This window comes from Chrysiogenia bacterium (assembly GCA_020434085.1).
Lineage (GTDB): Bacteria > JAGRBM01 > JAGRBM01 > JAGRBM01 > JAGRBM01 > JAGRBM01.
In genome coordinates this window covers 1-11,340 of sequence record JAGRBM010000522.1, presented here as the reverse complement: position 1 = coordinate 11,340, position 11,340 = coordinate 1, and the positions used below count along the sequence as shown (strand labels likewise).

Annotated in this window: 12 protein-coding genes; 6 read left to right on the top strand and 6 right to left on the bottom strand. The window is 63.1% G+C overall.

The features are described 5' to 3' along the window. From KDH09_17510 to KDH09_17485, 6 genes are all read right to left on the bottom strand, one after another. A partial coding sequence (locus KDH09_17510; GenBank protein MCB0221499.1) for a glutathione S-transferase N-terminal domain-containing protein occupies positions 1 to 490 on the bottom strand: 490 nt, incomplete at its 3' end. Between the two features lie 134 nt (positions 491 to 624). Next, the gene (locus KDH09_17505; protein MCB0221498.1) at positions 625 to 2,154 is read right to left on the bottom strand and encodes a carboxylesterase/lipase family protein; all 1,530 of its coding nucleotides are present in this window, start codon (positions 2,152 to 2,154) and stop codon (positions 625 to 627) included. A gap of 131 nt (positions 2,155 to 2,285) precedes the next feature. Further along, positions 2,286 to 2,666, bottom strand: coding sequence for a DUF983 domain-containing protein (locus tag KDH09_17500; GenBank protein ID MCB0221497.1), 381 nt, complete (start codon positions 2,664 to 2,666; stop codon positions 2,286 to 2,288). Next, entirely contained in the window at positions 2,656 to 3,132 is a 477-nt protein-coding gene (locus tag KDH09_17495) for a MarR family transcriptional regulator (protein ID MCB0221496.1), read from the bottom strand. Before KDH09_17495 ends, KDH09_17500 begins: the two co-directional genes overlap by 11 nt. Continuing rightward, on the bottom strand, positions 3,129 to 3,755 hold the full coding sequence (locus tag KDH09_17490) for a sigma-70 family RNA polymerase sigma factor (protein ID MCB0221495.1): 627 nt from the start codon (positions 3,753 to 3,755) through the stop codon (positions 3,129 to 3,131). The genes KDH09_17495 and KDH09_17490 overlap by 4 nt, the downstream gene beginning before the upstream one ends. 105 nt (positions 3,756 to 3,860) lie before the next feature. Then, on the bottom strand, positions 3,861 to 4,697 hold the full coding sequence (locus tag KDH09_17485) for a hypothetical protein (protein MCB0221494.1): 837 nt from the start codon (positions 4,695 to 4,697) through the stop codon (positions 3,861 to 3,863). Positions 4,698 to 4,865: 168 nt separating this feature from the next. On the opposite strand from KDH09_17485, the gene KDH09_17480 reads away from it, so the two are divergent. The 6 genes from KDH09_17480 to KDH09_17455 form a co-directional block, all read left to right on the top strand. Beyond that, positions 4,866 to 5,486 carry a TetR/AcrR family transcriptional regulator gene (locus KDH09_17480; GenBank protein MCB0221493.1) on the top strand — a complete coding sequence of 207 codons (621 nt, stop codon included), beginning with the start codon at positions 4,866 to 4,868 and terminating at the stop codon, positions 5,484 to 5,486. A gap of 48 nt (positions 5,487 to 5,534) precedes the next feature. Further along, on the top strand, positions 5,535 to 6,425 hold the full coding sequence (locus KDH09_17475) for a hypothetical protein (GenBank protein ID MCB0221492.1): 891 nt from the start codon (positions 5,535 to 5,537) through the stop codon (positions 6,423 to 6,425). A gap of 56 nt (positions 6,426 to 6,481) precedes the next feature. Continuing rightward, positions 6,482 to 7,039 carry a hypothetical protein gene (locus KDH09_17470; protein ID MCB0221491.1) on the top strand — a complete coding sequence of 186 codons (558 nt, stop codon included), beginning with the start codon at positions 6,482 to 6,484 and terminating at the stop codon, positions 7,037 to 7,039. 323 nt (positions 7,040 to 7,362) lie between these two features. Then, positions 7,363 to 8,373, top strand: a complete 1,011-nt coding sequence (locus KDH09_17465) for an ATP-grasp domain-containing protein (GenBank protein ID MCB0221490.1) — start codon at positions 7,363 to 7,365, stop codon at positions 8,371 to 8,373. 115 nt (positions 8,374 to 8,488) lie between these two features. Continuing rightward, positions 8,489 to 9,271 carry an enoyl-CoA hydratase/isomerase family protein gene (locus KDH09_17460; GenBank protein MCB0221489.1) on the top strand — a complete coding sequence of 261 codons (783 nt, stop codon included), beginning with the start codon at positions 8,489 to 8,491 and terminating at the stop codon, positions 9,269 to 9,271. A 4-nt stretch (positions 9,272 to 9,275) separates the two neighbouring features. Next, positions 9,276 to 11,340: thioredoxin family protein (locus KDH09_17455; GenBank protein ID MCB0221488.1), on the top strand; the 2,065-nt coding region annotated here is incomplete at its 3' end.

Here is an 11,340-nt window from a genome sequence, read left to right as displayed (position 1 = left end):
GGCGCTTTCCAAGACGCTTGCCCGTAAGTACGGAATACTCGCGCCCCAGTCGCTCGCCCGCGTTGTTGTCCGCGGCCGATACAACCCAGCGGTTGTGGTGCACCAGGTAGAGCCCGAATTCGTCAAAAGCCTCGTCGAGCCAAGCGGCCACAAAGGCCAGTGCCGGATCGGCCGGAATCAGCGGCGCCGCGTGCGGCGCGCGCGCATCGAGCCAGCTCGCCAGCGCGGTGGAGTCGTACATCACGCGGCGGCGATCCTCGATCAGGAACGGCACCAGCGGCAGCTCATCGAGCTCGCTCATGCGCGGGTAGTGGATATTCACCCGGCCGCGACGCGCGGCTTCCACGAGCGCGCTTGCGGCAATGGCCTGCCAGCGCGTGCCCTCGCCCGGTACCCACGTGTAGGGAAGCGCGACATAGTCGCACATCGCCCGCAGCTTGAGCGAAAAGGGAGAGAGTTCAGATCCGTAGAGCCAGTAGGTGTGGGGCATGGTTACCTGATTCAAGCGGCACAAACGGTGTCATTCTGAGGGGCACGTTGTGCCCCGAAGATTCGCGTTCGAGTCGCCTCCACACGATTCTTCGCTTCGCTCAGAATGACACCCGGTTGATACCTGTCGGCAATCTATCGCGGCAAGATGTCGTCCCAGAACTTGCGGTGCTCGGCGTCGGGGTCCTCGACAACCTTGCACTCAGTGTTGAAGATCATCGTCGCGCGGCGGCTCTCTTCATAGGCCGGCCACTCGGGGAGCCCCGCATGTCCGGGATTGCCGGTCTTTGCGAACGAGAGCCATGCATCCTGCATGTTCTTCGAGACTGTGCGTGCCTTCTCCCCACCGCCGGTGAACATCTGGCCGAAGGGATTGTCCACGCCGCCGAATACGAGCGGGATGTCGATGGCATGGCAGGCGCCGAAAGTCGGGCCTGCGAAATCCACGCGGTAGAAATAGGTATTCTTGTTGTGTTTGGACTGGGCTTCCACCAGCCGCGTCGCCGGCGCGCGGAACATGCGGTCGGTCTCGATCGCCGTGAAGATTTCCTGGGGCTTGGCGCCCTCGCGGCCCTTGCTGTAGAGCGCGATCGCTGCCTCGGCGCGGCCGGGCAGGCCCGCTTCAACGAACTGGCTCAGCTTGTCGGCGTCGATCTCCGGTGGTTTCTCGCCGCCGCTCATGCCGGCAGTGAGCTCGGCCATCTGCGAGAACAGCCGCCATTCCTCAAACGTCGTGCCGGTCATCACCGACACGTCTTTTGCGATGCCCCCGTTGATCGCTTCCCAGATTCCCCTGGGCAGGACGTCGCCGTCAACCACCGGGATAAGCGTCATTGCTGTTTGCGGAATCTTGCCCGGACCAACAGCGACCGTCAGCTTGGCCGAGGCGCGCTGGGCTTTGACGATGCTCCTGGCGTCCACTTCCCAGAGTTTTTCGGGATTTTTCGGATCAATGCCGAGCGCGTCGAGCACGGCCTTTGCCGCGCGCGTGCCGTCCTCGCTGCTGATGGAGTGATTGGCCGCGCCGCTCTGGGGGATGGCCTTGGCGAACAGGCCCTTCGTTTTGGGAGAGCCGAGCAGTGTGCTCACGCTCATCCCGCCTGCCGATTCACCAAAGATGGTCACGTCGGCGGGATCGCCGCCGAAGGCTTCGATGTTCTCGCGCACCCATTCGAGCGCGGCGATCTGGTCGCGGATGCCGTTGTTCGACGCGCTGGGGAAACCCTCGCCGAGCAGCTCGGAGAGATGCAGAAAGCCGAAGGCGCCAAGGCGGTAGTTGGTTGAGACCACGACCACGTCGCCGTTCTTTGCCAGGTGCTTGCCGTTGTATTCGCCCTGTGCGGTGGAGCCGATCATGAAGCCGCCGCCGTGAATCCAGAACATCACCGGACGCTTCTTGCCGTCACAGGCCGGCGTCCAGACGTTGAGATAGAGGCAGTCCTCACTCATCTCGCCGACGTTCATGATGGGGATCTTGTCCTGCGGGCAGGCGCCGCCCCACTTGCTGGCCTCGCGCACGCCGTCCCAGGGCTCGGGCGGCTGGGGCGCCTGAAAGCGCAGCTTGCCGACGGGCGGCCTGGCAAACGGGATCCCCTTGAAGATCTGGAGTCCTTCTTTTTCGTAGCCCTGAAGTTTTCCGTATTTCGTTTCGACCAGTGCGCTCATGCGGGTTCCCCTCTTTGAGTCAGGCGGGCGCCGGGCGGCCCGGCGCTTTTCTGAACAATTGTTCAGGCAAGGCTAGTGCAGGCGACCCTCAGTGGCAAAGGGGCGTAGAGGCGCCCTGGAGGCTACGAGAATCAGGTTTCGGCGCGCCCTGCGCGGTCGCGCTCCTCGACGAGATAGTCCAGGGCGATGGCGCAACCCTTGCGAACAGGCAGGCTGGCAAAGAGCAACAACACGATCACGCCGAAGATCGGCAACGCGGGCATGTCGTACCCCATGAACTGGAGCACCAGCACCGCGAAGGCGAGCGGCCCCACAAAGGCGGCGGTGGTGACGTACATGAAGGCCCAGGTCTTGCCTGAGCGGTCCTCAAGTTTGAGCCCGCAGTGATCGCAGATTTCGTTCTCTTTAAAGAAGCTCTCGAAGATGCGCCCCTCCCCGCAACGCGGGCAGCGCATGCGAAAGCCGCGGCCGAGCGCGGTCTTGAAGCTGGTGGGAGCAACTTCAGTCATCATCAGCAAGGAGGTTTTCGGTCATGGTGCGAAGCACGCGGGTTGCTGTGCGCACGTCCTCGTCGCTCAGCCCCTCAATCGCGCGCGTGCGCACCTCGACCCCGATCGGCAGTAGCTTCTTCTTCATTGCCTTGCCGTCCTTGGTCAAAAAGATTCGAAATACGCGGCGGTCAGCCGGGTCGTTGCGGCGCTCGACCAAACCCTTCTTTTCGAGCTGGTCGATCAGCCGCGTCACATTGGTCTTATCCTTGAGATGCAGCACGCCGATCTCGTTCTGAGTGAGTCCTTCCTGCACCCACAACGCGCGCAGCACGCGCCACTGTTCAAGCCCGAAATCTCCGAATCCATGACGCTCGAGCGCCTGGTTCATCGAAAAGCGAAATGCGACCTGCGCGCGATAGGTCAGGTACCCGATCGCCTCTTCCAGCCGCAGTGCCGGATTTTCCTGCAAGTTCTCTGTCTTGCTCACGCATCCTCCAGTGCTTCGCGCAGCGCCAGGCGCGCGCGATGCAGCCTCGACTTGATTGCGGCAATGCTGAGCCCCAGGCGCTCTGCCGCCTCGACATTTGAGAGGCCCTCCACATCACGCAGGACGAAAACGGTTCGGTGCTCTTCGGGGAGCCGTTCGAGTGCGCGCTCGACGCGATCGAGTTGTTCGCGCGCTTCCTGCGTTTGGTCCGCTTGGGGCACCACGCCCAAGGGCGCCAACGCGGCGTCCTCGTTGTTCAACATTTCGAGCGCGTCGTAGTCCGCCCCCTTGGTGTGGCGCTTTTGACTACGAAGCCACATGAGAGCGGAGTTGGTAGCAACGCGATAGAGCCAGGTTCCCAGCGCCGCGTTGCCATCATAGAGCTCGATCCGGCGAAAGACCTGCAAAAATGTGGTCTGGAGAACTTCCTCGGCATCGGCCTCGTTGCGCACGATTCGCATCAGGTGCCGGTAGAGCGGTCCCTGGTAGCGTTCCAGCAACTGCTCGTAGGCTCCCGCCTCTCCGGCCCGCAGGCGCGCGGCAAACGCCACGTCTTTGGCATGCCGGGACGGGTTGGTCCGCGCGCTGGCGCCAGGTTCCCTGCTCTCATTGATTGCTTCCATTGCTCTCACTCCCTGCTTGACGGGTCGGCATTGTGAGCAAGGATGCTAGCCAGAATAGTTGCTATATGCAACTATATATTTTGCAACAATCTCAGTAGATACGTACTACCGAAAATCCGCCTGCGTCAGGGTCAGCCGAATGAAGGGGGCGTAGCTCTCGTTGCCGAAGTTCCAGCCGCCCTCCATGACGCTTGCGATGGTATAGCCGCCAAAGCTCGCCTCGCCCGAGACCGATGCACCGAAGGGAAGATACTTCGGCCCCTCGGGATCGATGTTGATGCTCCAGCGATCGAGCCACAGTTCCGTGAGGGCACCCTTTTCGTCAATTTTGAGGTGCAGTTCGATGTCCTCATTTTCGATCCCGAAACGCGCCACGACTTCCTCATCGGACGGGGCGCTCCAGGAAACGCCCTCCATCGCGTAGAGCACGGCGGGCGCCCAGGCCAGCTCGGCGGCAAGCCGCCCGAGCGTCGAGCGCGAGATGTCCTCGCTGGTGGCATCGATGATCTGAAAGAGCCGCGCGACCCACACGCGCATGCGCCCCTCGCCTTCAAGGTAGGCATCGACGCCGCGCACACTGAGGATTCCCGCCTTCACCTGCGCGTCCCAGACAAAGCCGTGGTGCCCGGCAATCACCTCGCGCGCGGTGAACTCCTGCCACTTGCCCCGGGGATTGAGCAGGATCTCGCCTTGCATCTGGAAGTCGACGCTGCCGGCAAGGCGCGCCCCGTCGGCGATGGCATGCGTGAGAAACCGGCGCACCGGCTCGGGATGCTGCGCAAGCGATTCGTGAGAGAATACTTCTTCGGGGGCGCCGCCCCTGCGCTTGAGTGCGAGCAGGCTCTGGCGGATTTCCTCATCAAAACGCGCGCGTTTTCGCAGCAGCCACGCGAGGCCCAGCACGAGGACGGCGAGAATTCCAAGAAGGATCCACATCAGCATTTCCGGGGACGCTCCGGCCGGAGGGGATCCGGCAGGGCGGAGTGTGCCACATCCCTGCGAAGTTCCCATGACAAATTGCAGGGCGCCGCCTCACCCTTTTTCCTTGACAATCCGGCACTTTCGGCAGAGAATGACACATCATTCCGCTTTGGCGAAAAGGAGCGAATTGTGCCCCAGGTAAAGACACAGGCCCGCAGGGACGAGATTTTGAAGGCCGCGACCAAGGTATTCGCCGACAAGGGCTACCACGAGACCGGCATCGCCGACATTGCCGCCGAGATGGGCTCTGGCCACGGCACGTTCTACCGCTACTTCAAGAACAAGCGCGACATCTTCGTCCACGTCATTCAGGAAGCGGCCGACCAGATCACCAAAGGGCTGATGATGGAGCCCCCCCGGCTGGCCAGCACGGTTGCCGAGTACCGCGACCAGGTCGCCCGCTGGGGCGATCTGTTCTTTGAACTCTTTGCGAGCAGCATGGACCGCGCGAAGCTGCTCATTCAGGAAGCGCCCGCCGTCGACGAAGAGATGCGCCAGATGGTGCTGCGCCTGTGGGAACTGGGCGGCTCGCTCACCGAGGCCTACCTGGTCAACGGCAAGAAGCGCGGCTTCCTGCGCGAGAATCTCGACACGAACCTCACCGCCAAGGCCATCAACGCGATGGCAATGGGCGGCATGCTCGAAGTCCTCTACGCCGAAGATCCAACCGCCGTGAAAGACCGCTGGCGCGACGCAGTCGTCGCGCTCGTTTTCGACGGAATTTCCGCGACGGATGGAAACAATCCGTAGCGTTAAACCGCGACCGCCCGCCGGCGCGGATATGAAGGAGAGTGGAAAATGGTTCAGGTAGATGTGTTCTGGTCTTATGCATTTGGCGCCAGCTATGCCATTGCGGCAAGCAAGCAGCTCAAGGCGGAGTATGACGCCGACCCCGAAGAGGCCGACAAAAACCAGTGGTATACCAAGCCCTTCGTCCTGTGCCTGCTGTTCATCTCGATCATCTTCGCCCCCTCGGGGATCTACCTGCTCTGGGCCTTCCCCGACTGGGAAACCATGCAAGTGGCGAAGAGTTATGGCTCGCTACCTGCGTGGCTGGTGACAGGCTTTGCCATCACCAATATCACGCAGGGGATTCTGGGCTACTACCTCACGCGCCGGGCCATTGTCCGCGGCAGGTTCTACCAGGGCTTTCTGCACCTGGTAATCTCCTACGTCGGTTTCTTCTTCATTCTCGCCCACGGGTGGGATGGAACGGGCTACCAGCGTTTCTTCTCCGTCAGCCGCGACCAGTTCCTGAGCTGGGGCGCGCGTCCCTGGTATGACTGGCTCACCGGACCGGTGGCGCTGACGCTTTATGGCATGGGTGTCATTCTGATCCCTGCGCTGATCTACCACCTGACCGGCCTGATGAAGGAAGGGACTGCCCTGGCGCGCGAGCGCGGCGAGCTCATCGCCGGCGTGCGCGTTCCCTCGACCCTGCAACTCGTCCTTGCCTACCTGGGCACGGTCTTCGGCGCGGGCCTGGGGCTTGCGGTCATCGCCACCGTCTTGATGATCAACCTGGGCACGATTCCCGGCGCGTTGCTTTTCGCACCGATTGCATGGATCGCGCTCTTCTGGAGCCGCGCCCCGGTGCGCGCACTGTTCAGGGGATTCATGGGATTTCTCGTCAAGGACGAGCCCACCGATATGCAGCACCCGGTATCGGCTGCGCCCAGCGCAGCCTGATTGCACCTGCGTGCGGGAGGGCCGTTGCTCTCCCGCACCCGCATGGAGAGTCCGCCGTGAACATCTTTCTTGAAGAGCGCCTCGCCTATCATCCCGACCACGTCTACGAAATTCTCTGGAAGCGCTTTACCGATCTTCCCGCGCACCTGCCCAACGTGGAATCGATCACCGAACTGAGCAGCCACGACCACAGCGAGCTGCACCAGCAGACCGAGCACCGCTGGTGCGCCGACAAGGCGGTGGTCCCCGGTTTTGCCCGGCCCTTCATCAAGCCCAATGTCTTTCAGTGGATCGGTCACGCCGACTGGCGCCACGACATCCGGCAGGTGGACTTTCACTTCCTGAGCGATGTGTTCAAAGACCTCTACGAGTGCAAGGGCCAGTTCCTTGTCGGCCCGCATGCAGAGGACGGGCAGCACACACACATCGTCATTCAGGCCCGGCTCGACATCTTCCCCGAGCGCCTGCCCGGCGTGCCCAGGTGGCTGGCCGGGAAAGTCGGAAACCTGATCGAAGACCTGCTGATGGATCGCATTGAGCCGAGTCTGGCGGCGCTGCCCCACGCGGTCACGCTGTACGCTTCGCAGAACGCCTCGGCTCCCACATTCGCCTGAGTCACCTGCATGTCAAAGCTGAAACGTTGATGCGTTAAGCCTGCTTAACGCGTTAACGCTCAATATGCATATCTCTGACAGTACCATGTCAGATTTTGAGCACTTTGCTGCACTCTTTGAACAGCCGCGGATCGAGCGTACGGGCGGATGCCTCGCCTTGCCCCGGACTGATTCCTCGTAAAACAGCCTTCAGGGACGTTCCTACGGCACGTACGTCATCTGCTCTATGTTGCCAGGGGAGCCGCAAAAGCCCGCGGCATGGTGGTTGCTTATGTATTTACTCGGAATCGGGCGGGACCGTTCACAAAGCAGAGGCCTTCATCATGCAGAAACATCCTGTCCTCATCCTTGCCGGCAATGACCGCGTTGCGACGGCTCTGGTACATGCCCTGGCCTTCCAGGAGTTCGATACCTTCGTCGCGGCCAGCGAGCCCTACGCCCATGCCCTCTATCTGGTCGGCGACGCGCGGCGCATATCCCTGCGACGCACCGACGACCCGAAGTACGTTGCGAATCTTCTGGGGCAGTGCGCCGAGAACCAGATTCGCGTCGTCATTCCCTCCAGCGATGCCGAGCTGCTTCTGCTCGCCGATGCCCGCGGGTGGTTCCAGGCCCAGGGCGTCGACCTGCTGATGTGCGCCAGCGAGGGTCTGAAGACCAGCATGGACAGGCAGCATCTGATGGAACGCTGCCGCGAGATCGTCGCGACGCCGCTCAGCCAGCCCATCGGCGACCAGTTCAAGACCGGCGACTGGGAGTTTCCGGTGCTCGTTCGCAAGCGTCACCGGATTTCCGGCGATGAAGTGGGCGTCGCCAACACGCCCGCCGAGCTCGACCGCATGGGCTGGGGCGACGACCTGATCGCGCAGTCCTACCTCGGCGGCGAGCGCTACATCGTCGAAGTCCTCACCGACGAGACGGGAACCCCCGTCTTTGCCGTCCCGATTGTCGAGCTCCGCAACCGGCAAAGCGATTCAGTGGCCTATCGCACCATTCACGATCCCGAGCTTCAGGAACTCGCGCTGCGGGTCGTTGCCGAGCTGGGCCTGACCCACGGGGTGTCGGTTCGCTTTCAGCGCAACCGCGACGACAACCTGTTCCTCAATGACGTCACGCCGCGTTTTTCCCGAACGCTTCCGCTCGTAATCGCCGCGGGTTTCAATCCCGTCACGGCGAGTCTGCGCGGGCTGCTTGGCATCCAGCAACCCAGCCGCCCCGCCGAGATGGCGGACATGGCCATGATCCCCGGCAGCGATCCGCTCTTTCTTCCCTGCGAAGAGGTCGAGCGGCTCGAAGACCTGTTCTTCCGCACCCGCCTGGAACGAAACGACTGACCCACGCCCCCGCCTTGCCGCGCCTCGCCGGGTCTGCATAGACTGCACCGCAATACAGTCAACCAGACACCGGCCGGGGTCGCGCCAGCAGCGCCCCATGCCAGGGAGCTGCAACGTGGCCTACGAAGACATTCTTTACGAAGAAGCGGGCGGCATCGCCCGGATCACCATCAACCGCCCGAAGGTCTACAACGCGTTTCGCGCGCAGACCGTTGAGGAGCTCATCGACGCCTTCAACGTCGCGGCCTGGAAGCCCGAGGTCGGCGTCATCGTGCTCACCGGCGCGGGAGAAAAAGCATTCTGCACCGGCGGCGATCAATCCAGTCACGAAGGCAGCTACGGCGGCCGCGGCCTGATCGGGCTTCCCGTCGAGGACCTGCACGCCATCATGCGCGACGCACCCAAGCCGGTCATCGCGCGGGTGAACGGTTACGCCGTTGGCGGGGGCAACGTGCTGGTCACGCTTTGCGACCTGGCCATCGCAGCCGAGAGCGCGCAACTCGGTCAGGTCGGCCCGAAGGTCGGCTCGGTCGATCCCGGCTGGGGCACGGCCTACCTCTCGCGCGTTGTCGGTGAGAAGCGCGCCCGCGAGATCTGGTATCTCTGCCGCCGCTACACCGCCAAGGAAGCCCTTGCCATGGGCCTTGTCAACGCGGTCGTCCCCGATGCCGATCTCGACGCCGAAGTACAGCGCTGGTGCAAGGAGATTCTGGAGAAAAGCCCCACGGCCATCGCCATCGCCAAGCGTTCTTTCAATGCCGACAGCGAGAACGTGCGCGGCATCGGCGCGCAGGGATTCCAGTCGCTCAAGCTCTACTACGACAGCGAAGAGTCCAAAGAAGGCGTCAACGCCTTCATGGAAAAGCGCAAGCCCGAGTTCCGCAAGTTCGTGAAGTAGATCCATGAAACGCATCCGGCTCAGCTTGCTCTTTGCAGTGCTCGCCCTGCTCATCAGCGGGGGAATAGCCCCGGGACATGCGCAGCCGGTCGAGGCGGAGCACCTGAGCGTCGAGCTCATCGCCCTTCAGCAAAGCGCGCAGCCGGGTGCGCAACTCGACATCGGCCTTCACTTCCGCCTGGAAGATCACTGGCACATCTACTGGAAGAACCCCGGCGACTCGGGACAGCCCACCAGCGTGGAGTGGCAACTGCCCGATGGCGTTGAGGCCACAGGGTTCAACTGGCCCGCACCCGAGCGGCAGGGCCTGGCCGGGCTGATGAACTATGGATACAGCAGCGAGGTGCTGCTTCCGGTAAAACTCAGCGTCCCCGAAGACTTCAGCGTTGAAGCGGTTGAGATCGTTGGCGAGGCCAAGTGGCTCGTCTGCCGCGAGGAATGCATTCCCGGAAAAGCGACTCTTTCGCTTACCCTGCCCGTGCAATCGGTGACGCCCGAGATCAATGCCGGCAATGAGCCGCTCTTCGTTGCCGCCTTCGGTGCGGCCCCCACGCCCTGGCCCGCCGATTCGGCAATCATCGAAGAAGCAGGGGACGCGCTTCACCTCATCCTGCAGGGCGCCGGCCAGTTCGCGCTCAAGGATGCGACGCTCGCCTTCGTTCCCGAGGACGATCTCATCATTGCCAATGCCGCGCCGCAAAACGTCCTCTGGGTCGGCGACGATGCGGTGCTGCGAATCCAGCGCCACGAGTTGCTCGATGGAATGCCCCACGTGCTGCGCGGCGTGCTGCTCACCAAACACAAGGACGCCGAGAGCAGCCACGCCTTCTCAATCCATGCCGGGCCGCGGCCGGCAATGCTGGCCTCCAAAGACACCGGCGGGCTGTTGCGAGCGATTCTCTTTGCACTGATCGGCGGGATCCTGCTCAATCTGATGCCATGCGTGTTTCCGGTTCTCTCCATCAAGGTCCTCGGATTCGTCAATCAAGCCGGGGAGGAATCGCGTGTGGTGCGCATGCACGGGCTGGCCTACAGCGCCGGCGTGCTCGTCTCGTTCTGGGCGCTGGCGGGTCTGCTACTGGCCCTGCGCGCAGGAGGCGAGCACCTGGGCTGGGGGTTCCAGCTCCAGTCACCGGGCTTTGTGATCACGCTGAGTTTCGTGCTCTTTCTGCTGGCGCTCTCACTCTCCGGCGTGGTGGAACTCGGCTCTTCCCTGACCGGCCTGGGCGGCTCCGGCGTCAGACTGGAAGGCTACACCGGCTCGTTCGCCACCGGCGTGCTTGCCACCATTGTCGCCACCCCGTGCACGGCGCCGTTCATGGGCGCGGCGCTGGGTTATGCGCTGGGCATGCCCGCGCCCCATTCGCTGGCAGTCTTCACCGCACTGGGCGCCGGCATGGCCCTTCCCTATCTGATTCTTTCCGAGTGGCCCGGCGCCCTGCGCAGGTTGCCGCGACCTGGCCCATGGATGGTGACCTTCCGGGAAGCCATGGCCTTCCCGCTCTATGGCACGGTCATCTGGCTGGTCTCGGTTCTCGCACGCCAGCGCGGGACCGACGTGGCGATCGATCTGCTCGCCGGGTTGCTTCTGGCGGCAGCGGGCCTGTGGGTCTGGTCGAAGGTGCGCGAGCGTCAGGGCTGGCCGCCGGCAAAGCTCGCGGGCGTGGCGCTGCTTGCCGCCCTGTGCTTCTGGGGCGGGCGCGTTGCATTCATGCGCGTGGGCATAGCGCCTGAAAGCGCGGCGCAGGCAACCGCTGAAGAATACTGGCAGCCCTATTCCAGGGCGCGCGTTGCGGAGCTGACCGCCGGCGGCACACCTGTCTTTGTGAATTTCACGGCCGCCTGGTGCATCACCTGCCTGGCCAACGAGCGGCTGGTGTTTGCGAGCGAGGACGTCCGCACCGCATTCGCCGAAAAGGGCGTTGCGACGCTCAAGGCCGACTGGACCAACCGCGATGAAGAGATTGCCCGGACGCTCGAGTCCTACGGGCGAAGCGGCGTGCCGCTCTATGTGCTGCATCCAGGCAGGCCCGGCGCCACTCCGCAGGTACTCCCACCGGTGCTCACGC

Bases quoted from the DNA above. Each gene is read 5' to 3' on its own strand.
- KDH09_17505 (MCB0221498.1), bottom strand. From the start codon at position 2,154: ATGAGCGCACTGGTCGAAACGAAATACGGAAAACTTCAGGGCTACGAA.
- KDH09_17485 (MCB0221494.1), bottom strand. From the start codon at position 4,697: ATGCTGATGTGGATCCTTCTTGGAATTCTCGCCGTCCTCGTGCTGGGC.
- KDH09_17490 (MCB0221495.1), bottom strand. From the start codon at position 3,755: ATGGAAGCAATCAATGAGAGCAGGGAACCTGGCGCCAGCGCGCGGACC.
- KDH09_17465 (MCB0221490.1), top strand. From the start codon at position 7,363: ATGCAGAAACATCCTGTCCTCATCCTTGCCGGCAATGACCGCGTTGCG.
- KDH09_17500 (MCB0221497.1), bottom strand. From the start codon at position 2,666: ATGATGACTGAAGTTGCTCCCACCAGCTTCAAGACCGCGCTCGGCCGC.
- KDH09_17475 (MCB0221492.1), top strand. From the start codon at position 5,535: ATGGTTCAGGTAGATGTGTTCTGGTCTTATGCATTTGGCGCCAGCTAT.